This is a genomic window from Thermoanaerobacterium sp. R66 (genome assembly GCF_028895185.1).
Taxonomy (GTDB): domain Bacteria; phylum Bacillota; class Thermoanaerobacteria; order Thermoanaerobacterales; family Thermoanaerobacteraceae; genus Thermoanaerobacterium.
In genome coordinates this window covers 2,160,327-2,185,865 of the sequence record NZ_JAEUWW010000001.1, presented here as the reverse complement: position 1 = coordinate 2,185,865, position 25,539 = coordinate 2,160,327, and the positions used below count along the sequence as shown (strand labels likewise).

General features: G+C 35.0%; 24 protein-coding genes and 1 pseudogene. 4 read left to right on the top strand and 21 right to left on the bottom strand.

What is annotated here, in order from left to right; translation table 11 throughout:
• Positions 1 to 74 precede the first annotated feature (74 nt).
• The 3 genes from JJQ93_RS10940 to spoVT form a co-directional block, all read right to left on the bottom strand.
• The gene (locus tag JJQ93_RS10940) at positions 75 to 338 is read right to left on the bottom strand and encodes a Veg family protein (RefSeq protein ID WP_014757674.1); all 264 of its coding nucleotides are present in this window, start codon (positions 336 to 338) and stop codon (positions 75 to 77) included.
• A gap of 195 nt (positions 339 to 533) precedes the next feature.
• On the bottom strand, positions 534 to 1,382 hold the full coding sequence (gene yabG / locus JJQ93_RS10935; RefSeq protein WP_274893782.1) for a sporulation peptidase YabG: 849 nt from the start codon (positions 1,380 to 1,382) through the stop codon (positions 534 to 536).
• A 72-nt stretch (positions 1,383 to 1,454) separates the two neighbouring features.
• Positions 1,455 to 2,006 carry a stage V sporulation protein T gene (gene spoVT / locus JJQ93_RS10930; RefSeq protein ID WP_013786976.1) on the bottom strand — a complete coding sequence of 184 codons (552 nt, stop codon included), beginning with the start codon at positions 2,004 to 2,006 and terminating at the stop codon, positions 1,455 to 1,457.
• A 387-nt stretch (positions 2,007 to 2,393) separates the two neighbouring features.
• Between spoVT and JJQ93_RS10925 the strand changes: the two genes are divergently transcribed.
• On the top strand, positions 2,394 to 3,038 hold the full coding sequence (locus JJQ93_RS10925; RefSeq protein ID WP_274893781.1) for a hypothetical protein: 645 nt from the start codon (positions 2,394 to 2,396) through the stop codon (positions 3,036 to 3,038).
• Between the two features lie 400 nt (positions 3,039 to 3,438).
• Here the strand turns inward: JJQ93_RS10925 and JJQ93_RS10920 are convergent, their stop codons facing one another.
• The 11 genes and pseudogenes from JJQ93_RS10920 to purR form a co-directional block, all read right to left on the bottom strand.
• Complete coding sequence (locus JJQ93_RS10920; RefSeq protein WP_274893780.1) at positions 3,439 to 4,353, bottom strand: peptidylprolyl isomerase; 915 nt, start codon at positions 4,351 to 4,353, stop codon at positions 3,439 to 3,441.
• Positions 4,354 to 4,393: 40 nt separating this feature from the next.
• The gene (mfd, locus tag JJQ93_RS10915) at positions 4,394 to 7,894 is read right to left on the bottom strand and encodes a transcription-repair coupling factor (RefSeq protein WP_350494260.1); all 3,501 of its coding nucleotides are present in this window, start codon (positions 7,892 to 7,894) and stop codon (positions 4,394 to 4,396) included.
• A gap of 5 nt (positions 7,895 to 7,899) precedes the next feature.
• The gene (locus JJQ93_RS10910) at positions 7,900 to 8,223 is read right to left on the bottom strand and encodes a hypothetical protein (protein ID WP_274893778.1); all 324 of its coding nucleotides are present in this window, start codon (positions 8,221 to 8,223) and stop codon (positions 7,900 to 7,902) included.
• A 32-nt stretch (positions 8,224 to 8,255) separates the two neighbouring features.
• Positions 8,256 to 8,828 carry an aminoacyl-tRNA hydrolase gene (gene pth, locus JJQ93_RS10905; RefSeq protein ID WP_274894094.1) on the bottom strand — a complete coding sequence of 191 codons (573 nt, stop codon included), beginning with the start codon at positions 8,826 to 8,828 and terminating at the stop codon, positions 8,256 to 8,258.
• Between the two features lie 133 nt (positions 8,829 to 8,961).
• Entirely contained in the window at positions 8,962 to 10,317 is a 1,356-nt protein-coding gene (locus JJQ93_RS10900) for a S1C family serine protease (protein ID WP_274893777.1), read from the bottom strand.
• A 240-nt stretch (positions 10,318 to 10,557) separates the two neighbouring features.
• Complete coding sequence (locus JJQ93_RS10895; protein ID WP_274893776.1) at positions 10,558 to 11,979, bottom strand: sensor histidine kinase; 1,422 nt, start codon at positions 11,977 to 11,979, stop codon at positions 10,558 to 10,560.
• Between the two features lies 1 nt (position 11,980).
• Complete coding sequence (locus JJQ93_RS10890; RefSeq protein WP_274893775.1) at positions 11,981 to 12,664, bottom strand: response regulator; 684 nt, start codon at positions 12,662 to 12,664, stop codon at positions 11,981 to 11,983.
• A 90-nt stretch (positions 12,665 to 12,754) separates the two neighbouring features.
• Entirely contained in the window at positions 12,755 to 13,744 is a 990-nt protein-coding gene (locus JJQ93_RS10885; protein WP_284700607.1) for a ribose-phosphate diphosphokinase, read from the bottom strand.
• Positions 13,708 to 15,081: a bifunctional UDP-N-acetylglucosamine diphosphorylase/glucosamine-1-phosphate N-acetyltransferase GlmU gene (gene glmU / locus JJQ93_RS10880; RefSeq protein ID WP_085112472.1), complete on the bottom strand. Its 1,374-nt coding sequence runs from the start codon at positions 15,079 to 15,081 to the stop codon at positions 13,708 to 13,710. Before glmU ends, JJQ93_RS10885 begins: the two co-directional genes overlap by 37 nt.
• 109 nt (positions 15,082 to 15,190) lie before the next feature.
• Positions 15,191 to 15,472, bottom strand: a complete 282-nt coding sequence (spoVG, locus tag JJQ93_RS10875) for a septation regulator SpoVG (RefSeq protein ID WP_013786966.1) — start codon at positions 15,470 to 15,472, stop codon at positions 15,191 to 15,193.
• Between the two features lie 157 nt (positions 15,473 to 15,629).
• A pseudogene (gene purR / locus JJQ93_RS10870) lies at positions 15,630 to 16,492 on the bottom strand (pur operon repressor).
• A 157-nt stretch (positions 16,493 to 16,649) separates the two neighbouring features.
• Between purR and murC the strand changes: the two are divergent.
• Positions 16,650 to 18,047: a UDP-N-acetylmuramate--L-alanine ligase gene (murC, locus tag JJQ93_RS10865; RefSeq protein ID WP_274894093.1), complete on the top strand. Its 1,398-nt coding sequence runs from the start codon at positions 16,650 to 16,652 to the stop codon at positions 18,045 to 18,047.
• 23 nt (positions 18,048 to 18,070) lie between these two features.
• Here murC and JJQ93_RS10860 read toward each other — a convergent pair whose 3' ends face one another.
• Entirely contained in the window at positions 18,071 to 19,084 is a 1,014-nt protein-coding gene (locus JJQ93_RS10860) for a LacI family DNA-binding transcriptional regulator (RefSeq protein WP_274893774.1), read from the bottom strand.
• A 78-nt stretch (positions 19,085 to 19,162) separates the two neighbouring features.
• Positions 19,163 to 20,110, bottom strand: coding sequence for a CPBP family intramembrane glutamic endopeptidase (locus tag JJQ93_RS10855; RefSeq protein WP_085112474.1), 948 nt, complete (start codon positions 20,108 to 20,110; stop codon positions 19,163 to 19,165).
• A 120-nt stretch (positions 20,111 to 20,230) separates the two neighbouring features.
• Here JJQ93_RS10855 and JJQ93_RS10850 point away from each other — a divergent pair, with 120 nt between their 5' ends.
• Positions 20,231 to 20,641, top strand: coding sequence for an Hsp20/alpha crystallin family protein (locus JJQ93_RS10850; RefSeq protein ID WP_085112475.1), 411 nt, complete (start codon positions 20,231 to 20,233; stop codon positions 20,639 to 20,641).
• 34 nt (positions 20,642 to 20,675) lie between these two features.
• Here JJQ93_RS10850 and JJQ93_RS10845 read toward each other — a convergent pair whose 3' ends face one another.
• Genes JJQ93_RS10845 through JJQ93_RS10835 form a run of 3 tightly spaced genes read right to left on the bottom strand, consistent with a single transcriptional unit; the run spans position 20,676 to position 22,768 of the window.
• Positions 20,676 to 21,425, bottom strand: coding sequence for a hypothetical protein (locus JJQ93_RS10845; protein WP_274893773.1), 750 nt, complete (start codon positions 21,423 to 21,425; stop codon positions 20,676 to 20,678).
• A gap of 13 nt (positions 21,426 to 21,438) precedes the next feature.
• Complete coding sequence (locus JJQ93_RS10840) at positions 21,439 to 22,122, bottom strand: polymer-forming cytoskeletal protein (RefSeq protein ID WP_274893772.1); 684 nt, start codon at positions 22,120 to 22,122, stop codon at positions 21,439 to 21,441.
• Positions 22,115 to 22,768: a YhbD family protein gene (locus tag JJQ93_RS10835; RefSeq protein WP_274893771.1), complete on the bottom strand. Its 654-nt coding sequence runs from the start codon at positions 22,766 to 22,768 to the stop codon at positions 22,115 to 22,117. Before JJQ93_RS10835 ends, JJQ93_RS10840 begins: the two co-directional genes overlap by 8 nt.
• 71 nt (positions 22,769 to 22,839) lie before the next feature.
• Between JJQ93_RS10835 and JJQ93_RS10830 the strand changes: the two genes are divergently transcribed.
• A complete protein-coding gene (locus JJQ93_RS10830) occupies positions 22,840 to 23,136 on the top strand; it encodes a nucleotidyltransferase domain-containing protein (RefSeq protein ID WP_274893769.1) in 297 nt (98 codons plus the stop codon).
• A 31-nt stretch (positions 23,137 to 23,167) separates the two neighbouring features.
• Here JJQ93_RS10830 and JJQ93_RS10825 read toward each other — a convergent pair whose 3' ends face one another.
• A complete protein-coding gene (locus JJQ93_RS10825; protein WP_085112480.1) occupies positions 23,168 to 23,734 on the bottom strand; it encodes a hypothetical protein in 567 nt (188 codons plus the stop codon).
• A gap of 778 nt (positions 23,735 to 24,512) precedes the next feature.
• Positions 24,513 to 25,406, bottom strand: coding sequence for a hypothetical protein (locus JJQ93_RS10820; protein WP_274893768.1), 894 nt, complete (start codon positions 25,404 to 25,406; stop codon positions 24,513 to 24,515).
• Positions 25,407 to 25,539: the final 133 nt, after the last annotated feature.

Genomic DNA, 25,539 nt, shown 5'->3' with positions numbered 1-25,539 from the left:
TTTATCTAATATAATAATATAAAAGGAGGTATAAAAATATGCTAAAAACAAAAACCGATTGTTATCGGTTTTTGCTACATACATCTTATTTCTTTTTCACCTTTCATAAGTGTAAGCTCAACTGTATCTGTTAAAATGTCAGAATAACTATATGAGACCCTGCGGGTTGTTCCGTGTCCATCTATGACAATAATAAAAATACTGGGATATGTTTTTTCTAAAAATCCTTCACGGATTATTGTCTTCTTTCTGCCACCGTTAGTTTTTAGCCGGACTCTGGCGCCAACATGGTCATCCAGCTTCTTTTTAATCTCATGTAGGGCTAATCTATCGGCCAATTTTATCACTCCTTACAAAATTCTGAAAATATTATAACACATTTTTCATCCTTTGTCAAATAAAATATATTATTATACCAGTGAAAATGTAGTTTGTCAACAAATCAATTCATGCTTAAAAGCATAAATAAATGCGTTAAATAGAGATTTATCCGGCATAAGCCGGGAAAAATTAATAGCGAGTCAGTTGACTCGCTAAAATTTAGCCTTTGGAACGCCATATCTAAATTTCCCCATCGTCTGCAGTCCGCCAATCCCTGCTGAACCTGTGATAGTGTCTTCTATAAGCTCTTCGATTTTTACTATCTCATTTATATGAGCGTAAGCTACTTTTTCACACACTAAAACAGGATCAAGGCAGTGTATCAGCACTCTTTCAGGTGAACTTGCGTAATTTGCTCCAGATGATATTAAAGCTTCATAATTAGACTGGCAAGCACCTGCAAAAATCACCAAATCATCCAGAGATGGCTCATAGCTTCTGGCTTTCTTTACAGCTTCTACAAAATATTTTGAGTTTCTGTAGTTGTTTAGATCTGAATAATTTCTGGTGTTTTTTACGCCATCATGTCCTGTCAGCACCAGAATATCCGGTTTGTATTTATTTAGTAAAGCCACCACTTTATCAGGCTGCTCTTTTTCATCTACTATTTCTCCATAAGCCAATATATTTGCCTTTTTGTATGCATCTAAGCAAATATTCAGATATCCTTCATCGCCATCTATATGGAGAACCGTACCGGGTTTGCCGTACGGCTCACTTCGGTTTGATCGCATCACATTCGATTTCCTCAAATCTTTTGATTGAGCAATCTTTTTAATTATATAATTTGCCTTTCTCTGATATGGTTCATCGTATTCGTTAATTCTGGTCAATGAAGCCGGCATAAGATCATCTTCAGGTGCATCAGCAACAATTCGCATATTTAGTCCGTGCAAAAGGTAATGTCTTGTTCCTCTATTTTCTATAACATCTATAACTTTAAACAGTAAATCAAAACCGTGTGATTTCCTCACTACTATGTCATTGACTTTAAAAGGCATAAAGATCCCCCCACAACATTATAGTCATTTTCATATACTATAATATGCAGGGTTCTATATACTTGTTATATATTATTCTTCCATTTGTTTTCCTAAGAATGTAGCGGCTGTCTCAGCTATCTTGGCCTCGACATCGGTAAGAACGACACCGCTTTCTCTCGTAAAGATTATTACAGTTCCAATCGTATCACCTCGTGAAATAATCGGAACTATAACCTGTGATACAGGCATAAATTCCTGTCCTTCTGCTATTGCAATAGTGCCTTTGTCTTTTCCTTCGCCAAGTATGACAGTCCTTTTTTCCTCCATGTACTTTTCCAATTCTGGACTTATAGGTTTGTCAATCAATTCTTTCTTAGGCATACCTGCCACAGCAATGACATTGTCGCCATCTGTTATGCAAACAGGTTGCTTTGTTGATTGATATATGCTGTCTGCGTATTCTTGTGCAAAGTCTCCAAGTTCACTTATAGGAGAGTACTTCTTTAATATTATTTCACCTTCTCTGTCAGTGAAAATCTCTAACGGATCACCTTCTCTAATCCTCAATGTCCTTCTTATTTCCTTTGGAATTACAACTCTTCCAAGGTCATCTATTCTTCTAACAATTCCAGTCGCTTTCAAATTATGTACCTCCATTTCCTGAAATTTTAAGTTCAAGATTAGTATTTATGTATTTCCATTATTTTATACATAAAAAAAGACACTTCTTAAGTGTCTTTTTAGTGAACAAGAATTAAAAAAAATTTATAAAAATATCTGGGAACCATTCGATAGCATACTTTAAGATTTCTTTTCAATATCCATTTCAAGCACTTCCTCCGTGTTTCTGTTGTTTCTTATTTGTTTTATGAGATATGCAAACACAAAAAGAAATACAGTATCAAAACTATATTCTTTTTTTGTGCAGAATTTTATTAGAAAATATTGACAAAATATAATAAATAATGTATAATTGATAAAAAATGAAGGAAAAGAATGATTTAAATGAAAAGACTATTTTTACTTCTATTGTGCTTGGCTTTAATTTTATCGACATCATCAGTTGCTTTTGCAAAAGTTGATAACAACATGGTAGATACGGTTACAAGAGACAAAATTTTATTAGATAATCTTAGCAAAGAATATAATTTAAAAGATGTAGATAAAGTACCAGAAGGAATCGTGCCAATCAAGTTTAATTCTATTGATGAATTAAAAGCATTTTTAGAAAAACAGCCAAAAGGACCTGTTGAAATCCATAAAACATATTATGCTAACGATTTTTTGATAGATAAAAACAACATAAACGACATGAACAGCAACGTCATTTTAGAGAGTACAGGTAAACATCACATTAACACTTCAGAAACTGTTAATATAGGGGGATTCGTAAGTTTAGACGCAGATGTATTTACACAAGTTAGATCGTTAGGAGGTACGCATTTAGAAGAAATTATAACAGATTGTAAAGAATGGACGAGCTTAACTGGTGTTACTCTCGGTGTTGAATGGGATGAAAGATATGCTTATCATGTTATTAGCTCGGATAGGTATAGAGTTGACGTATATGGCGGAGGGGTACTAAACGAATATCTTATTGTCGATGGATTACTAAAAATTGCTTCTTATCCAATTGATTTATCAGTAAGTTATTATGGTGGTATAATAAATTAAATAAGGTAAAGAAAGGGTTAAAAATGATATTTAAACTTTTTTCTATTATTATTCAAATAATAAATGTCATAAGTTTAATTTTTATTATCTATCTATTATATAAAATTTTCTTATATTTTTCTAAAAAGGATTAAACACATTAAAATTTTCTTGTTCGTTTTATGCAATAAACTATAAAAAGGAATACAGCAGAAAAACTGTATTCCTTTTTATAGTTATTTTTTATTTTGTAGCTACTTTTCTATTGCTAAAGAATGGCTCATACACATTCTTTTTCGCACCAATCATCTGTAACTGTACTGTAGTTATGATTTTCCCATTTCAAATCTTGATAGTAAGAAATTTACAACCTTCCCAAAACCTTTCTACGCTTATCTCTGGCATGCACCAAAGGGGAATGTTAAACAGTAACTTTTATATTTTGCGGAAATTTCTCAATCTTAGCTGCCTTTTTAAGAGCTTCTGATTTCTGATTAAATATGTCCTGCTTTTTGTTGTTTTCCAAGTAGGATATTATGCTGCTTTTTGCTTCATCAAAAGACTTTGTATATTTTTCTTCTGATTTAATTATATGGTATCCATACTGTGTCTTGACAGGCTTTGATATCTCTCCAGGCTTTAGCGCAAATGCAGCATCTTCAAATTCCTTTACCATTGTGCCTCTTGTAAACTCTCCAAGTTCACCGCCATTGTCCTTTGTAGAAGTATCTATCGAATATTGCTTTGCAAGATCTGCAAAGTTAGCGCCCTTCATAAGCTTATCGTATATTTCATTAGCGGTTTTCTCGTCAGAAACTAATATATGGCTGGCTTTAACCACCTCAAACTGACTTTTATTGTCGTTATAGTATTTTAAAGCTTCACTGTCAGTAACTTTTACATTTTTAGTCCAGCTATCTACAAGCTTGTTTATAAGGACGTTGTCCTTGGCCATTTCTTTGGTGACTTTGCTATTTGTGGCTTTTTCCGCGTTATATTCATCGGTTATTTCTTTGTCCGTCGCTGTAAACTTCTCTTTTTCAGCTTCTTTTAGAAGAAGCTTCTCCAGAATCAAATTGTCCAATACAGAATTCTCAACTACGTCAATAAACTTTTGCTCATTGTAGTTTTGATTCCAAATGTCTTTAGTGTACTGCGGATCGCTTTCTATCTGCGCCTTAACCTGATTAAACGAATCTTGATATTCTTTCAGCGTTATGTCTTGTCCATCAACTTTTGCAACGATGTTTTTGTTTACACCACAGGAAGTCAGTGTGGTAAGTGCCAATGTCAATGCTAAAAATGCTCCTAATCTTTTAAGCTTCAATGCATTCATCCTTTCACATTACTATTTATATACTCATTATATATCAGTTTTAATTTATCTGCAAACATTTAATCTTGCTGACCAAATCGATCAATTCCTTCAATAAGTTTTCCTTTTTGCCATATTTATAGGTGATGTATGGCGGAATTTGACCTGAAAACATTATTTTACCTTTAAATTCATTGACTAAAGCATCAACTATGCTTGAATTTATAGACTTATTGTCCTTAAACTTCAAGATTACGGAATTTCCTCTTTCAGTAATCTCCAATATGTTTGCATCTCTTGCCAGCGCTTTTAAATAAGCCACATCTATAAGAGCTTCTACAGCTTTCGGATACTCTTTAAACCTGTCAATAAGCTCGTCCTTTATGTCTTCAACGTCTTTTTCATTTTCGATGGAAGAAATCTTTTTATACATTTCAAGCCTTTGATTTTCATCTTCAATATAATCCTTATCTATATAAGCGCTAACTTTAATGTCGATTGCTGTATTGGGCTTGTCTTCTTCAGGTACTCCTTTTAAGCTTTTGATTGCCTCGTCCAGAAGCCTCAGGTACATGTCATACCCTACAGCATCTATATGCCCATGCTGCTCAGCTCCTAAAAGATTTCCAGCACCTCTTATCTCTAAATCTCTCATGGCGATTTTAAACCCTGAACCAAACTCCGTAAACTCCTTTATTGCTTCAAGCCTTTTTTCTGCCACTTCTGTAATAACCTTATCTTTCCTGTAAGTAAAATACGCATAAGCAAGTCTATTTGACCTTCCTACCCTTCCTCTCAATTGGTACAATTGAGAAAGCCCCATCTTATCTGAATCATACACTATTATGGTATTTACATTTGGTATGTCCAAACCCGTTTCAATTATTGTGGTACACACTAATATGTCGTATTCCCTGTTTAAGAATCCTATCATGATATCTTCCAGCTTTCCTTCATCCATCTGACCATGTGCAACAGCAATACGAGCTTCAGGCACCAGCTCTTTTAAAATCGAAGCCATTCTTTCAATGCCATCAATTCTGTTGTAGACAAAATAAACTTGTCCTCCACGCCCCAGCTCCCTCAAAATCGCATCTCTTATTAGATCTTCATTAAATTCTACCACGTACGTTTGAACTGGATACCTATCTTCAGGAGGATTTTCCAATACGCTCATATCCCTTATGCCTATAAGGGACATGTGAAGTGTCCTTGGAATAGGCGTAGCAGAAAGAGATAACACATCAATGTTTTCCTTCAACTTTTTAATCTTCTCCTTATGTTTCACACCAAATCTCTGCTCTTCATCTATGATTAAAAGGCCAAGGTCTTTAAACTTCACATCGTTTTGCAAAATCTTGTGTGTCCCCACCAGGATGTCTACGGTACCTTCGGCTACCATTTTAATTATTTGCGATTGTTCCTTGTTGCTTCTAAAACGAGAAAGCATCTCAATTTTGACTGGAAAATCCTTAAACCTCTGCACAAAATTGTTGTAGTGCTGTTCAGCTAATATCGTCGTGGGACACAAAAAAGCCACCTGCTTCCCATCTGCAACAGCTTTAAACGCAGCCCTAAGTGCTACTTCTGTCTTGCCGTATCCCACATCACCACAAAGCAATCTGTCCATAGGTTTATCGCTTTCCATATCTTTCTTTATTTCTTCTATACACCTAAGCTGATCTTCCGTTTCCTCGTATGGAAACCTTTCTTCGAAGTCTTTTTGCCACGGCGTATCTTTAGAAAAAGCATATCCTTTCATTGTCTGCCTTTTTGCGTACAGCTTAATCAAGTCCTTCGCTATATCTTCAACGGCCTTTTTAGCTCTTTTCTTAAGCTTAGACCAATCACTTCCACCTAACTTGTTTAACTTTGGCGGTTTATCTTCTGGCCCTATGTATTTTTGCACCAAATCCAACTGTTCAACAGGTACAAACAGCTTGTCATCGCCAGCGTATTTTATCTTAAGGTAATCTTTCGTAACACCATCAACAGTTATTTTCTCAATTCCTTCATATTTGCCTATGCCATAATTTACATGGACCACGTATGAACCAACAGTAAGCTCTGTAAAATTCTTAATCCTTCCACTATTTTTAACTTTAAGAGATTTTTTTGACCTCCTCGATTGGCCAAAAATCTCAACATCGCTTATTAAAGCAAATTTGGCATCTACGTACTCAAATCCTTTGCTTATTGTGCCTGGATAAATTAACACACCGCCTTCTGGTATGTCGTACTCTTCGTCTTCTATAATAGGAATTTCTAATCCATATCCTATAAGGGAATTTCTCAATAATTTTCCTCTCTCTAAATTGCTGGAAAGCATGACAACTTTATATCCAGAACTTTTATAGAATTTAAGGTCATCTGCCAAAAGATCCAGCTTTCCGTGAAAAGAGTGCATCGTTCTTGATACAAAATTAACGATTTCTTTTGCCTGTATATTTTCATCAGATTTTACAATTGTGTTCATTAAAATTAGAGATTTATCTGAAAGCTTCCTTAGGATGTCGTCATAGCCAAACAAAAGGTTTGACTGCTCAGGTATGACTTCTCCAGACAAAAGCAGCGACTTAAAATTTTCATTAAACTCTTTAACAATGTTTGAGGCCCTTTCTTTTACCCTTAAATTCTCATCTACTATTATAAAAGCATCATCGAAATAATCAACGATGGAATAAAGATTATCGTAAAAAAAGCCTATCAATTCCCCTATATTTGTTACATTTCTGGTCTCAGAAATATTCTCCATCATCTCATCAAACTTCTTCTTGAGCTTTTCTGCCCTACCGCTTTGTGTCTCTTTTATCTTAGAAATGTAGGAATTTACCTTGTTGCTTAGATTGGTAAGCCCCTTTTTGATGTTCTCATCTTCCAAAATAAACTCTCTGGCAGGAAACAACTCAACCTCGTCTACATTGTCCAAAGACCTTTGCGTAAATGTATCAAAGCTTCTTATAGAGTCAATTTCATCGTCAAAAAGCTCTATCCTAAAACCTTCTTCTTCCATAGGAGAGAAAAAATCAATTATACCGCCACGTATGCTAAACTGCCCTTTACCCTCCACCATAGGGACTCTTTCATATCCCATGTCGATAAAAAACGATGAAATCTCATTTAAGTCCAACTTATCGCCAATCTTGTACTTCCTTTTATACTTTAAAAACACGTCTTTAGACGCAACTTTGTTTAAAACTCCATCTATTGAAGCAACAAATGCATAAGGCTTATCGTCAATGATTTTCTTAATAGCAGCAAGTTTTTTGCCTGTGATGTCTAAACTGGACGCATCCACTTTGTAAAAAAGCGCATCTCTCGATGGAATCAAATATGCATCGCCATTTAACAGTGAGCTTAAATCTTCATGCATCAATTTAGCTTCCACATCGTTGTATGTTATGAAAAGCACTTTTTTATTTAATTTCTTTACAATGTAGTGTGCTATGTGTGCTTTTTGAGAATCAGTTAATCCGTATATTAAAAGCGGTAGTTTCTCCTCTTTAAGAGCCTCATTTATTTCCCCAACCTCTCTCAAATTTTCTATCGGCTTTATAAACAATGCAATCACCTCAACATAATCCAATTCCAGCACCCATGAATGACGGCTGTCATAAAGATAGCAGCATATATATTTACATGTCTTAAAACGTAAAAAGCAACAACTCCAAAAGCAATGTGTGTGACGATGCTTAAAACTGATGCCTTAAAATTTATTTCTTTTGGTGATGCAACAAAATCTTTAAAGGCTTCCACAACCCCAAATACGAAATGAGCACCAATGACACTGCCAAAGATATATCCCATGGCAGTTTTTGACGATTCCTCAATAAGTGGCACGCCGTATATTACAGCTTTGTCACCGTACATATCCACAACAAGTTTATTCAAAAAGTAGGACAAAATTGCGCTTATCAAGCCACCTATGATAAACATATACTGTTGCCATTGTACAAGTTCATGGCATGTTCAACTCCATTCTCTATTATATCCAAAACGACATTTGCGGCATTATCGATAGATTTTGTAACTATGTCCATATCCCTCTCCTCAAATCTACCCAAAACATGCTCTATCATGTCGCCTTTAGGCTTTCCTATGCCTAATCGCACTCTTGGAAAGTCCTCGCTATTTAATATATATATAATCGATTTCATTCCATTATGCCCACCTGCACTGCCTTTCTTCCTCACTCTTATTTTACCCACATCCAGGTCTTTATCATCGTATACCACAATCAAATTAGAAAGTGGCAATTTGTAAAAATCAACTATATCGTAAACAGCTTCACCACTGGAATTCATAAATGTCTGAGGCTTCTGCAGCACTATTTTTTCTCCTTTATAAAGTCCTTCACCGATCAATGATTTGAACTTAATTTTTTTTACAGCTATATCTAACTTTTTAGAAAGACTGTCTATCACTTCGAAACCTACATTGTGCCTCGTCTTTTCATACTCTTTCCCGGGATTCCCAAGTCCTACAACAATGTACATCATAACCCCTCCAGTCATGCTATTTTTTATTATATCACAAAAAACGGCGAAAAAAAGTTCAAGTTTAACAATAAAAAAAGTTCCTTACCAGCGGGAGGAGACTGGTAAAGAACTATTTAGCGTTATTTACATTTTATTGTGCATTTGAACTGCTCATAAGCTTTACTTTTGTGCTCATGGTCCTGCCGTTTCTCCAGAATGTAACAGTTATCGTGTCGCCAACTTTATGCTTAGATATTATGCTTTGCAGTGCATCAAAAGTCTGTACTTTTGTGCCATCTACTGCTGTTATCACATCACCTGGTTGAAGTCCTGCTTCATCAGCGCCGCTTCCTTGCTGTACTTGCGCTATATAAAGTCCAACTGGTATATTGTACTGCGCTGCATCTTGTTGTGTTACTTCCTGTACGCTTACACCCATCATTGGTCTTTCTACATATCCGTGTTTTATCAAGTCATCTATTATAGGCTTTGCTTCATTTATCGGAATCGCAAATCCCATTCCTTCAACAGGCGTGCCTTGACTCTGGAACATTCCAAATGGATCTTGAGTATCTGAACCACCTGTAGATGTCAACTTCACACTTGTTATTCCAACAACTTCACCATTGCTGTTGACCAAAGGTCCACCGCTGTTACCAGGATTTATAGCTGCATCTGTCTGAATGAGGTTAACTGGGCCGTAATCGCTTTGAAGATTTCTGTTAAGACCGCTTATTATGCCTGCTGTAACCGTACCTGCAAAACTTTCACCAAGAGGGTTTCCTATTGCAACTGCCAGATCCCCCACTTCAAGTTTTGACGAATCACCTAATTTTGCCGGAATCAAATTTGTAGCATTTATCTTCAATACTGCTAAATCAGTCTTTGAATCTTTTCCTATAAGTTGGGCAGGGAACTTTCTGCCATCAGATAAGTTTACGGTTATCTTAGAAGCGCCATCCACAACATGGTTGTTTGTCACAATATAGCCTTGTGAATCGATGATTATTCCTGAACCACTGCCTTCAGGCACCAGGGCACTTCCAAATCCATTAGAGTATGATACACTTGTATCAATTCCCACCACAGAAGGACTTACAATTTTAGCTATATTGGCAATCAAGTTAAAATTGCTATTGTCTGATGATGAAAGTGGCAAGTATCTATTTATAACCTGTGTCTGTTGCCCTAAATTAGTGTATTTCATAATTCCTGCCACAGTTCCACCACCGATAAGTGCTGCAATCAATGCAACAGCCACAAATGAAACAAGCATCCTTCTTCTAAATCTTTTAACCATCTTGCCTAAGCTTTTTTTGTTGCTTCTAAACTCTACCCTTGGTGTCGTATAGGTTCCGCTTTCTTCAACACTATATGTTGCTGGAATTTCCTGAGTGTCATCTATATTTTCGCCTTTTATGTCATCGGAACCTAAGGCATCGTCAGTCCTAAAATTATCTATTTCATTTTCGCCTATATTTTTGTTTTGTTCATTTTCAAAATCCATATTCATCATCCTCCTTAACATCTCTCATGATTACATTATAAATTAGAATTTTTAATAAACTGTGAACATATTGTAAATTATTTTTAATAATTTTATGTGAAAAGAAAAAAATAAATGCAGCCCGAGGGGTGGCTCGAGCTGCTATAATAAGGGAGGTCAAGGAGAGGCTTTTCTCTCTCTCGATTATTATTATAACCTTAATTTATGAATAAAGTATGAACAAATTGTAAAAATTTTATTTTACTGCTTAACTTTTTTTGACTTAAGTGTAAAAGTAAATGTAGTACCGTCTACATCGTTACTGGTAGCCCATATATCCTCATTGTGAAGATTTATGATGCTTCTCACAATATAAAGCCCTAATCCGACACCTGGGCTACCGCTTCTGGCTTTGTCAACTTTGTAAAACCTGTCCCATATATGGTCAATTTCATCAGGTGGTATCGTCTTGCCTTTATTTTGGACTTTTACATGAACTTTTTCTCTCACCTTTTCTGTAGATACGTGTATATAGCCACCAGGATTTGAAAATTTAATTGCATTATCTATTAGATTAGTAAGCACTTGTTCTATCTTGTCTTTATCTGCCTCTACAATTTCTTTGTCGCTTTCAAAGTCCACCTTAACCATGAGATCTTTATCGCTTATCCTTGCTTCCATCTTTATTATGGTCAGCCTTATAAGCTCGTTTATGTCGAATTCCGATATGTTTAACGGAAAAGCCCCTGATTCCATTTTCGTTATATCTAAAAGTTCAGATATTAATCGAGACATTCGCCTCGTCTCTTTTTGAGCTATCTCCAAATAAAATTTGGATTTCTCCGCAGGTATAGTCCCATCAACGACGCCATCTATATAGCCTTGGATCGTGGACAAAGGCGAGCGAAGCTCATGTGAAACATTAGCCACAAACTCTTTCCTCGCATTATCCATCCTGCCTAATTCGCTTGACATTATGTTGAAGGACTTTGCCAAATCTCCTATTTCATCGTCATCTACAACGTTTATCTTTGTTGAAAAATCTCCTTTTGCCATCTTTTCTGTTGCAATGCTCATCTCTTTTAAAGGATTAGAGATTCTCTTTGATGTATAAGAAATAAGTATAAATGCTATTATTATGGATATGGCTATGGCTAAAAGCATTATAAAAAATATGTCCATCAAGGTTTTCTGCATCTCTACAATAGGAGCATGCATGAATATGGCACCTTGAATCTTCCCAGCAAGTACCAGCGGAAAGCCAACAGTCAAAACAGGCTGTGTAAACCTACCGCCAAAATATCCCCTTCTTACAATAGTCTCACCTTTTAAAATGCTTTTGATGTCATCTTTGCTTAATGTGACGCCTGTCCAATTCTTTTCAAAGTTCTTAGACTGTATATATATCCGCCCATCTGTGCTTACAACCCATATCGATGCGTTTATAAGCCTGTCAATAACGTTTAAATCCTGATTAAGCCTGTCGATGTCTATGTCTCCTATGAGGTAATCATTCAAAACGGTGTTTATCTGCTTTCCTTCTTCTACCATTATCTTTTCTTTATCGCGAAAATAGTAATTTTCAAACATGATGTAAAAAAGCACAGAAAGTATAGACATCGTAAGCAGAATTATTGCAATATTTGTGAAAAGCAGCCTTCTAAAGAGCCTGTTTCTGCTCAAATCATTTCACCTCGAATTTATATCCCACACCCCATACAGTTGTTAATTTCCAGTTTGGACCATCCCCTATTTTCTCTCTCAAACGCTTTATGTGTACATCGACAGTTCGGCTGTCACCCATGTACTCGTATCCCCATACATTTTCTAACAGTTGATCTCTCGTAAATACTTTATTTGGATGAGTACACAAGAAGTAAAAAAGCTCTAATTCCTTCGGCGTAAGGTCAACATTTTCACCTTTATATCTCACCTTGTACTCGCTTAAACTTATAGAAAGATCAGGGTATGTGACACTGTCGCCATCATTTTCCTCATGTTCATACCTTCTCAGCACAGCTTTGACACGAGCAACTAACTCTTTTCCATCAAAAGGCTTTACGATGTAATCGTCGGCGCCTATCTCCAGCCCTAATACCTTATCAAATGTATCTCCTTTGGCTGTAAGCATTATAATAGGTACATTTGTAAATTTCCTAACCTCTTTGCACAACGTCATTCCATCAATGCCGGGAAGCATCAAATCAAGTATAATAAGCAAGGGGAGTTCTTCTTTTATTTTGTTCAATGCTGTAAGCCCGTCACTGATCTTTAATGTTGCAAAGCCTTCCTTTTCAAGATAAAGTGAAATTATCTCACATATATTTCTATCATCGTCAACTATATATATTTTTTTGTTTTCGCCCATACAAACACCCCTCTTTTTAAGACTATTATACATAATTGATTTAAAAACCGCAATGATGGATTGTGCATACAAAAAAAGGCACCTTAGTGCCTATACAAACAATTTGCTTACAGACATACCTTCATATATTCGCATTATGGCTTCCGCCAACAATGGAGCTACAGTCCTTACCTTTATCTTGCTTATCTTCTTCTCCTCAGGAAGCGGGATAGTATCTGTTATGACTAATTCTTTTATTGGAGAATCCATCAACCTTTCTATCGCAGGACCTGACAAAACACCGTGCGTAGCACACGCATACACCTCTTTTGCACCATTGTCAATAAGCGCTTGCGCTCCCTGTTGTAACGTCCCTGCTGTATCAATAAGGTCATCTACCAATATGGCTATTTTCCCTCTTACATCACCTATGAGGTTCATTATCTCTGCTACATTAGCCTTTGGCCTTCTCTTATCTATTATGGCTATAGGCGCATTAAGTTTTTCCGCAAAATTCCTTGCTCTTACTACACTTCCGTGATCTGGCGATACAACTACTACGTCTCCGCCCAAATCCTTTTCCATGAAATATTTCGCCAGTATTGGACCGCCAAGAAGATGATCGACCGGTATATTGAAATATCCTTGAATCTGTGCCGCGTGGAGATCCATTGTGAGAACTCTGTCGGCACCTGCAACTGTAATAAGGTCAGCTACCAATTTAGCCGTTATCGGATCTCTTGGTTTAGACTTCCTGTCTTGTCTTGCATAACCGTAATAAGGTATGACAGCAGTTATCTCTCCTGCAGATGCCCTTTTAAATGCATCTATCATTATTAAAAGTTCCATAAGGTTATCATTTACTGGTGAACATGTAGACTGAACGACAAATACATTTGCACCTCTTATGCTTTCTTTGATCCTTACGCTTATCTCACCATCGCTAAATGTACCAACTTCTGAATCACCTAATGTAAGCCCTAAGTTTTCGGCAATCTCCCTCGCCAATTCAGGGTTTGAATTGCCACTAAAAATCTTTATTGCTCCTCCGTGTCTTACCACTCCTATAGTCCTCCTTTTTTTCTTCTTTCTTCTACCCATCCTTCTTTGTTGGTCTGGCGACATCTTGCTATTGCCAATGCTCCTTCTGGCACTTCATCTGTTATGGTGGAGCCTGCAGCTATAAAAGCTTTGTCATTGACTTTAAGAGGCGATACCAAGTTTACATTGCATCCAACAAAAACATCGTCGCCTATGATGGTCTTGTGCTTGTTTTTACCATCGTAATTGACGACTATAGAACCACAGCCCATGTTAACGCGTTTCCCGACTTCCGCATCACCTATATAAGTCAAATGAGGCACTTTTGTTCCTTCACCTATGACTGATTTCTTTATCTCTATGAAATTGCCAAGCTTAGCATTGTCGTGTATTACGCTTTCAGGCCTTATCTGAGCAAACGGTCCTAATTTTATATTGTTGTGAAGTTTTGATTCGGTGATCATAGAAAATACTATTTTACAGCCATTTCCTATTTCTGAATCGATGATGTATGAATTAGGTCCTATTTCGCAGTCTTCTCCAATCGTAGTCTTGCCTTCTATCATAGTGCCAGGATATATAATCGTGTCCATTCCTATAACAACATCAGGTCCAATGTAAGTGCTATCAGGATCGATTATGGTGACACCGTCTAACATAAGCCTTTCATTTATCCTTTTTCTCATGACCTTTTCTGCGTCTTTTAGCTGTACTCTTGTATTGACCCCCATTATCTCCTCATTTGGAGCCTGATATGCTCCAACTTTTCCACCTAATTTTATCACTATCTCTATGGCATCCGTCAGATAATATTCCCCTTGTGCATTGTTGTTGCCTATATGTTGAAGCGATTTCCTTAAATAGTCAGAATTAAAAATGTACATTCCGGAATTTATCTCATGGATACCTTTTTCTACATCATTGGCATCTTTGTCCTCAACAATTTTTAAAACATTGCCATTTGAATCCCGTACAATTCTTCCATACCCATCTGGAACGTCAAAAAAAGAAGATAATATTGTGATAGAATTTTGCTCTCTTAAATGGAAGTCATAGAATTTCTTCAATGACTCAGACGTTATAAGCGGTGTATCACCAGTCAAGATCATTATGTTACCCGTATCAGGCAATAAGTCTTTCGAAACCATGACAGCATGTCCAGTACCAAGCTGTTTTTCTTGATACGCATATTTAACGCTGTCACCCAATACATTCTTTACCTCATTAGCACCGTGTCCTAAAACCACGACTACATCCTGTGAACCAGCTTCTTTGGCACTCCTTACAACCCACTCAACCATAGACCTTCCACAGACTTTGTGAATCACTTTTGGATGCTTTGATTTCATCCTCTTTCCAAGTCCTGCAGCAAGTATTAGCGTAACAAAATTATCCATCGCGACACCTTCTAATACATTCTTAATATTTTAACTCTTTACTCCTATACTATTTTAACTATAAATTTGACAAAGTTCAACAAAAAAATAAAAAGGAGAAACCTCCTTTTTATTCCTGTCCTTGCGGCTTGTCCTGCTCTTTAGCTTTTTCGTATTCGCTAAGTATAGCAGATTGAATCTTTGCTCTTGTCTCTGAATTTATTGGATGTGCAATATCTTTAAACTCTCCTTCGGGTGTCTTGCGGCTAGGCATAGCTATAAACAAACCATTCTGTCCCTCAATAACCTTTATATCATGAACAACAAATTCATTATCGAAGGTTACAGAAACCACAGCTCTCATTTTGCCTTCCTCGTTTATTTTTCTCACCCTAACGTCTGTAATTTCCATAAGCTCACCACCTTCCTGCAATATAAGCCAATAATTTATGACTTTTAGCATAAGAAAAATTAAATAAAATTTCTTACCTTAATATTATTCGCCATTAAATCAAAATTTCCTCCATGAAAAATTAAAATTTAGAAAAATTTTGATAAAAAAATTCATTTTATGCCACCACACTATTATTTCCATTATTATGCATATTATACATTATTTTAACCAATCGCTTATCTCCATCTTTACAGTTTCTTTCTCCTCATTCATGTCTACAAGCGTAAATATAGAAAAATAGTTTTTTACGACCTTGTTCTCAGGTTCTTTTGTAGATATCATGACGCCAGCACCTATTACTTCTGCATCAAACTCATTCATAAGCTCAATCATGCCTTTTATAGTACCACCCGCTTTCATGAAATCATCTATCAAAACAACTTTTGAGTTCCTCTCTAAAGATCTCCTTGAAAGGGACATGGCTTTTATCTGCTTTTGCGAACCTGAAACGTAGTTTATCGAAACAGATGAACCTTCAGTTACTCTATTGTCCTGCCTTATAATCACTAATGGAACATTTAATGCTTTGGCACACATGATGGCAATAGGTATTCCTTTTGTCTCAACTGTGACAACTGCATCTACATCTTTGTCTTGAAATGGATATGATAGAATTTCACCTATCTTATTGGCGTACTGTGGAGAATAAATGATGTCGGCAGTGTACAAAAAACCTCCAGGAATAATCCTTTTTGGATCTTGAAGCTTATTGCATATATCTATCATAAATTCTCGATAATTATCTATATTATTTATAGGAATGTACTTTATACCACCGCCAGCCCCTGCAACAGTCTTTATCTTACCTAAGCCGAACTTTTCTAATATACCTTGTAGTATATCCATGTCTTCTGATGCAGTGGACTTTGCCACATTAAATAAGTCCATAAAATAATTCAAGTTATACAATTTATTGGGGTTTTCGGTCAATATCTTAAGTATAACACTGATCCTCTCGTACCTTTTGTATGAATTCATCGAAAAACCTCCAAAGACAAACTTTTAATTAACATTATATTTTAAAGTTCATTAATTTGCAATATGTGATATAATCTTTTTGTATAGTATTTTATTTTCATAAAGAGACCGTTTTTTGGCAATAATAATAACAAAATTTGAAAGAGGTGCTATATTAATGATAATAGACATCGAAAATTTTAAAAGAGTTCATTTCATAGGAATTGGTGGCATAAGCATGAGCGGCCTTGCACATATAATGCTAAACTCTGGACACATTGTAACAGGGTCAGACATAAAGGATTCTCATATAATAAAAAAATTAAGAAATGAAGGTGCAATAATTAATATTCCCCATAGCGCTTCAAATGTGGACGGAGCAGACTTAGTCGTATACACAGCGGCAGTAAAGGAAGACAATCCCGAAATGATAAGAGCGAGAGAGCTTAACATACCCACAATAGATAGGGCAACGCTTTTAGGTGAAATAATGAAAAAATACAAGTACGGCATCGGAGTCGCTGGAAGTCACGGCAAAACCACAACGACTTCGCTTATATCCGTTTTACTGGAAGAGATGAATTACGACCCGACAGTCTTAGTCGGCGGAGAAGTCGACATAATCGGCGGAAATGTAAGAGTAGGCAATTCAGAATACTTTATAACAGAAGCATGTGAATACACAGACAGTTTTTTAAAGTTTTATCCGTATATTGCGGTCATTTTAAATGTTGATTCAGACCACCTTGATTACTTTAAAAACATCGACAACATAAAGCAGTCATTCACGCAGTTTGCAAACCTTGTTCCAAATGACGGATTTGTAGTTGCATGTGGCGATGATCCTAATACAATGAGCGTGCTTAAAAATGTAGACCGCAATATCATCACGTTTGGAATCGACAGCAACTGTACATGGAATGCTAAAAATATAAAATTTGATGAAAAAGGATTCCCTTCGTTTGATGTGTATCACAATGGTACATTTGTGGAACGCTTTGAGCTGTCCATTGTAGGAAAGCACAACATATTAAACGCATTGGCAACACTATCAGTATGTCACCTTTTAGGCGTAGATATAAAAAAGACTCCGGATGTCATTAAGAAGTTTAAAGGCACCCACAGAAGATTTGAATTCAAAGGTACAATCGACGGCGCAGTAATAATCGACGACTATGCCCACCATCCAACAGAAATCAAAGCTACATTGTCTTCTGCATTAAATTACCCTCACAATAGAATAATATGCGTATTTCAGCCTCACACATATACGAGGACTTATTCGCTTTTGAATGACTTCGCTGCCTCTTTTGACGATGCCGATATTACTATAATAACAGATATATACGCTGCGCGTGAAAAAGACACAGGAATAGTACGAGCAGAAGATCTGGCTAACCTTATAAAAGATAGAGGAAATGAAGTATACTACATAAAGGAATTCACTGACATAGTAGACTATCTCAAAGGCACTATAAAAAATGGCGATCTTGTAATAACAATAGGTGCAGGCGATGTATACGAGATAGGCAACATGCTTTTAAACTTCAACAAAAAAGCGGCAATAGGCGCATAAAAATAAATAGGCATTTAGCCTATTTATTTTTTTATGCATGACTTTCTTTCGATTAATTTTACAGGTACAATCATGTGATCTGCAACAAAGTCTTTATTTTTAATGTTCTTAAGCAACAGCTCTGCAGATTTCACACCTAAATCAAAAGTGGAAATGTCTATCGTCGTAAGGGGCGGATTTGCATAAGCAGAAAGAGGAATATTGTTAAACCCGATAAGGGATACGTCTTGCGGCACTTTAAGCCCATAATCTATGGCTGCCCTTATGACACCAAAAGACATTATATCGTCTGTCACAACAACCGCAGTAGGTTTCTTTTGCTTCAAAATCCTCATCATGGCATTGTAACCGCCATCTTCTGAAAATTCATCTTGAGCAACCAATTCTTTGTCAAATGGAATATTATTCTCCTCTAATGCCAACTTATAACCATCAAGTCTATCCAAACTTACTACGAATTCCAGTGAACCGCTTATAAATGCTATCTCTCTGTGACCGTGTTTTATGAGATAATTGGTAGCAAGCCTTGATGCTCCAATATTGTCGTTATCTACCCAGCATACGCCCTTAGAATCTAAAGGCTTTCCTATTACAGTAAAAGGAAACTTCTCCTCTCTAAGCCAAGGTATTAGCTCATCTGTAGTCCTTGAGCAGAGAAGCACGATGCCATCAACTCTTCTTCCTTTTACCATATCTATGACAGCCTGTTTTTCTTCCTCTTCATTGCCTGATGTCGATATAAGCAAATCGTACTTTTCGTTATGGGCAACCACGCTTATGCCTCTCATGACTTCAGGAAAGAAAGGATTTGAAAACGCATCTTCTGCAGATCGAGGCATTATAAGCCCTATAGTGTAGGTCATCTTGCTGGCTAAACTTCTTGCAATAGCATTAGGGTAATACCCCAACTCTTCCATTGCCTTAAAAACTCTTTCCTTCGTCTCTTTGCTTATCCTTGGATTATCCGCAATAACCCTTGACACAGTCGAAGGTGCAACATGTGCTCTTTGCGCAACGTCTTTTATTGTTACATTCATCTTAACACCACCTTAGTGAAACCGATTGCAGTTACTTATATTTTATACCAATTTAGATTTATTGTCAACTTACAAGCCTCAATAGATAAACTTGACAATTTTTCCGTAATACTGAGACCCCGATATTCCCAATAGCTCCAAACCTATCATGGCTAAAAAAATCAATAAAGATAAGAAAAGAGGCCATTGAAGCAATATCTTAAAATCATCTTTTAAAGTTGTAGTGCTGTGAATAATGTATGGATCTGTAGTTTTCACGAGTTTTTCAAGAAGCATGTAAAGAATCGTACCTGCCGCTATAGCGATGAATCCATACACCACTACAGATAAAAATGGAATATTCATTTTTACCATGGTTCCAGGCTTAAGCCCTGCCGCACTTGAAACTTTATTTGACGCATATTGCAATATAAGTACCATAGTATTGTTTGTAAAATGTCCTAACATTGAAGCGTAAATTGAATCAGTCCTTTGAACAAGAAATCCCAATAAGCACCCTAAAAAGACTACACTTAAAAAATTCTGCACATTAAGATGCAATGCGGCAAACATTATGCCTGATATGACGACAGCCTTTATAGAGCCTCTCATCTCATAACTTCTCAAAATAAGCCCTCTTGTAAGTATCTCCTCGCATAAAGCTGCAGTCCCTGAAATTATCAATATCTGTTTTATCAATCCTCCAATGTCGGTGGCAGCATTTATAGGCGGTATAGGTATTTTACCGAATTTACTTAGTACGTAATTTGTCAAGATGCTAAAAAAGCTGGATACAAACATACCGCATATCATTATAGCTATTATTAAAAACACATGATTTAAGTTAAGTTTATTTAATCTTAATACGTATTTTACGTCATACCTTTTAAAAATCAGAAAAAGTACAACAGGCAGCAAAACGATAACAAACTCTGTAATAACAAGCCCTAAATACAATGATTTTCTCTGAACGTATGAACCTACAAAAACAAATAGGATCAGTATAAGCAGATAGATTTTATTAGCATCTTTTTCAGACGGCCTCATACCAAAACTCCTTTTCATTTTGTCTACAATAGATTTTACCATACATATATTGAAAATGTAAGAATAAAAAAATCTATTTTTCACAAAATATTTTTGTAAAAATTATTGGAGGTGTCATTTATGAGCTTAATAAAATGGCGCGGCAACGACATGTGGCCGGATTTTAATTTTGACTTTAACTTACCTGCATTATCAAATATATTTGCTCGACCCAGAATAGATATTACAGAATCCGAAACTGAAATTACAGCGACAGCCGAATTGCCTGGTGTTGACAAAAAAGACATAGAAATAAGCGTTCACGATGATATACTTGAGATAAAAGGGCAGACTTCAAAAGAATCCGAAAGAAAAAATCAAAGCTACTATTTAAACGAAAGGTATTATGGCTCATTTGAAAGAAGAATAGGACTTCCCGCCGAAGTAGACTCAGAAAGAACAACTGCAAAATTTGAAAACGGCATATTGACCATCGTAATGCCAAAATTGCATCCAGATAAACCAAAGGGCAGAAAAATAGATATACAATAAAAAATAAAGCCAGACGCAGGACACCTGTGTTTGGCTATAATATTATCTTCTTGCTTTCTCTGACAACAGAATCATTGTGTTGAGTGAAATTATCCACATATTCTACAAGCTCTACATTGCACCCTTTACCAATTGTGACATTCTTACCTCTCACAGCTTTCGCCGTCGTATACTCCAGGTATATTTCATCACCTTCAATGACATCTGTTGTAAGGTTACCTTTACACATATCATAAATCATCGATTTGATAAGCTTAAGCCTCGTGAATATTGATTCAGAGCCTCGTCTTATCATGATTTTCTCTCCGCCAATTTCTTTGACAAAATTACTACCATAGATGTAGATGTCTATGTCATCAGCATTCAAGAGCCCATTTAACTTCATGACAATGCTGTCTGATTTAAAAGTTTCAGAATTGCAATTTCCTTCTACTGTAAAATAGCCATTTGCATCTATTTTCTCAGACGAAATATTTGCATTAATTGTCGTATTTCCGTGCGTTATTAAATTTTTAATAGACGTATCACCATCTACTGTCATGTTGCCTGCAACCTTAAATATATCGGCAAATAAGCTGCCTTTTATAGCTATACTTCCTGCAACTACCCCAGAGACAGTTTTTAAGTCTCCATTTATTGTACAATCCCCGGTAGTTTTGATGTATGCACAGTCAACAGAGCTATTAAAAATCCCATTTCCTACTACTGAGACATTATTAAATAAGCCGCCTGCAGATGTATTATCACCAATAATCTTTATATCTTGCCTTTTCTCAAAATCCATGATAAGCACTCCTTTACACCTTTTTAAATTCCTTAACATTCGCATTATCATCTTTTTCAAATTTATCCTCATATTCTACAATATCAACATTTGAACCCGGGCCAATTTTGACGTTTTTACCTCTTACGATTTTTGCATTGGTGTACTCTATATAAATATCATCGCCTTCAACAGTGTCCACAATCAATCTTTGTGGTGCTGAAAATGTCTCAAGGATTTTTTCAAAGAATTTTATATTGTTTGTATTGTCTCTACAAACATTGATACTTTGTCCACCGATTTCTCTCACTTTACATTTTACAAAGAGGTTTATATCTATATTTTCCGCATTTAAAAGTCCGTTTATGGTAAATCCTCCTCGTGAAATAAATATCTCTGAATTTAAGTCATCATTTACCTTGAGCACACCATATATCTGAACTTTCTCGGCATTCAAACTGCCAGCAACATTCAATGACCCCTCCACGGTTAATTCTTTGCACTTAATATCTCCATTTACATTATTGACTCCACTTACAAGAATGCTTTCTGCTTTTATGCTGCCATCTACTTTTGAAACACCACTGCATTTAAAATCTGTGCATTCTACATCGCCTTTCACTCCCATAACACCGCTTATTATGACATTTCGATACTTGCCACCAGCAGAATCTCCTACGCCACTACCGATTAAGTCATTTAAGTTTTCACTACTCATTAAGCTCGCCCCCATTTACTAATTTTATTTTTAATTCTTCAATAATTCCCGCAATACTCAGTCTTTTAATAATTTTCGCGCCCGGCTCGAAATAAACTTCAGACCCACTTGATACCAAAAAACATGTAGATACTCCAAACTTTCTCACAAATAATAGATCACAATTCTTCCCATTGAATTTATTGTAATTTTCTCTCAAAGTTTCTAAAATGATTTTTCCTTCCTCAAGATTTATATCTCCTGCAATTATCATTTCATCAACAATGTAAATATATAGAATGGAGTTAAATGAAAATTCTTTTTCTTCTCCAAACGTCTTTACATATAATTCCAAAGATATTGACGAAACAATGTTGCGTTTTTTTATCTCATCTAAGCTTAATACAATCTCTGACGGATTTGGCGAAAGCATATTTGCAAGGTCGTCCAATGACAAGTCTTCTTTCATGCTTAGAATTTTATTTACTCTTTCAAGAATTTTTGCTTTAGGGAAAAATGTCTCTTGTCCTGTAAATGTAGACTTTCTTATAAACCATTCCTCAGGAATAAGATTTTTTCTTTTCCACCTGTAAAGCTGCCCGTAGGAAATACCCGTAATCTCAAGCAATTCTTTTTTCGATATTAAATCATTGTTATCCACTAACATTCACCTCCACATGGATAGTATAACATAACACTGTTACGTTGTAAATAGATTTTATAAAATTTTTAAGCGAAATGTCGATTGTAGTGCATTTCATAATATGTTCAATTAAATTTATAGGTGAAAAATATAATGATATTGATAAAATGGTAATATATGGTTCAAGATCAAAAGGAGATAATAGAAAGACCAGTGATATAGATATTGCCGTATATTGCAAAGATGGTTCACATAAAGGCGCAATTTATTGCGATTTAGATGATATAAATACTCTATTGAAACTTGATATAGTCTCTATAGATGATAATACTGACAAAAAGTTATTAGATAATATTAACCGGGATGGTGTTATTGTATATGAAAAGCAATAATAAATTTGAAAATTTTATAAAGGCATACTCATCATCTCGCTTTTGATTTGTAATAATCTTTTAAATAATTCATCATACTATCACTTAATTTAACACTTATGAAAGTTATATTGTTGTTTGAAGTTTTGTCATATTTAGGGAATAGCGCATAACCATTGTAAATATTAATATTTGTTATCATATATCCTTCTTTCAGCTTATTTTCATCCATTGTTTTTAAACCATTATATGCAAACTGCATTGAATAATAATCTTTACTCGACCTATCCAAAATTATATCTTCATCTTTTCCTTTTGAATTGTGGATATAATTTAAAAACTTATTAATAAACACTTTATCATCGATCATTACTGTAGATTTAACCTCAAGCTGGGCAATTTCTTGTAATATTTTTTGTTTTTCATTATAATCCTTTGTTTCTTCATATTTTTTATTTAATTCAATGATTTCCTGCCTATGTAAATCTCCAGTTAAATAAATTTTATCTGGAGTTTTGACATAGTTCATACTAATTCCGCTTTTAGAACAGCCAACAAATAAAATGGTTACTACACAAATAAGAGAAATTATTATTCTTTTAGATACATTTGTTTTCATATCATGCCACCTAGCATTATAAACATTGTTTCTCTCAATACATATAATACAATTTTTGTTTTTTGTTTGTCTAGTTTTCTGGTATCATTATAAGTTATTTCGTCGATTTTTCTTCACTGATATATTTAGAAATATATAAAATCAATAGCACATGTGATATACCAATTAGATATATTACAAATATTCTATAAAATATGATATTATGATAATATTGTATTGTTATAGTATGATATATATTAAATCTCTTATATATCTCTCCAAACGCATCAATAAAATTATTAAGATATAAAAAGAAAAAAGACAGAATTATAATATTACTAATAAAATATGCACGCCCTTTTTTGTATATTTTATCATTGACATACTTTTTGTCAAAAATTTTATCTAACGAATAAAATAAAATTATTATATGAAATGCACCAGCTAAATATATTATGAGAGATCTTGTTAATAAAACATCATGATATTGAGGCAACATAATAGTGTGGTATATGAATAATCTCATATATGCTCTCTCAAATGCATTAATAAAATTATTTATCAAAATTGTTGATGCGTATAATACTATAATGTTAAAAAACAATATATAAATAATAATTACATACCTCTTTTTCATAATATTTTCCACCCTTTAATAAAATCTTTTAATAAGATGAACGATAAAAATTTAAATATATCGTTCATCTTATTTTATAAATGCGATTCAACTGATGTACTAAATAATTATATCACCAATTTTTGATTTCCATTTTGCCATTATTGATAAAATTCAATCTATCTATTGTGGCATTGGGAAGTAATAATCATCTACATAATATGGCCCAACAGATATAACTTTAAAATGTGCATAATAGCTTGGAAAATATACAGTCCCTTTGTTGACAAGTTCAGGATCCTTATCAATTTGTGACCATACTGTACCTCTTTCGTCTTCCAGCGCTTGACAACCTTTATTTGCAAAATATCCTCCCAATGCCCCACCAACAATTGAGCCCATTAAACCACCATAAGTTCCGCCCACCGTAGCACCTATAGCTCCTCCTATTAATCCTCCTAAAGCAATGCCTGTTACAGTATTAATATTTGATACGGTATCGGTCCCAATTTGTGTGAAATTGTAGGTATATCCAGTTAAATTTGCATTATACTTCGAACCAATCTTATAATATAAATAATCTGGATGAGCATAAGGGACTATATTACCTATTTCACTATTCCAACCGGAAACAAATTCTAAAATACCATCATTCCATTGCGTTTCACCACCGCCACCACCAATCACCGAGTTTGGTGAGATTACACTTGGCAACATTACATTACTTTGATTTTTTATCATATTATTAAACTCATCAATTGTTTTTTTATCCATCTCAGTTCTTACTTTATTGTTCTTATCAATTATTACTTTAACATTATATTTATTATCTATGTTATATTGTAACATCGAACTTCCATCAATATCTTTTTTGTATACATAATTTATTTGAGTTCCATTTGATTTATTTCTTATTGTCGCCGTTAAATTATCATTGTCAGTTTTGTTAACCATTATTTCAAGATCGTTTTTCGTAGCCATTTTTGAGCTATTTTCATTAGTAGCAAAAACATAATTGAATGATGAGACTGAAAGAAGCACTACAACAAGAACCAATGAAACAGCCTTTTTTAACATTACTAAACATCTCCCTTTTATAGTTAGTAACACTATTTCGATACCAAAACAGCATACTAACTACATTTTTATTAAACATCGAATGGCCATTCATTTGTTTGACTACATTATAACTCCAAGTCCAACATTTGGG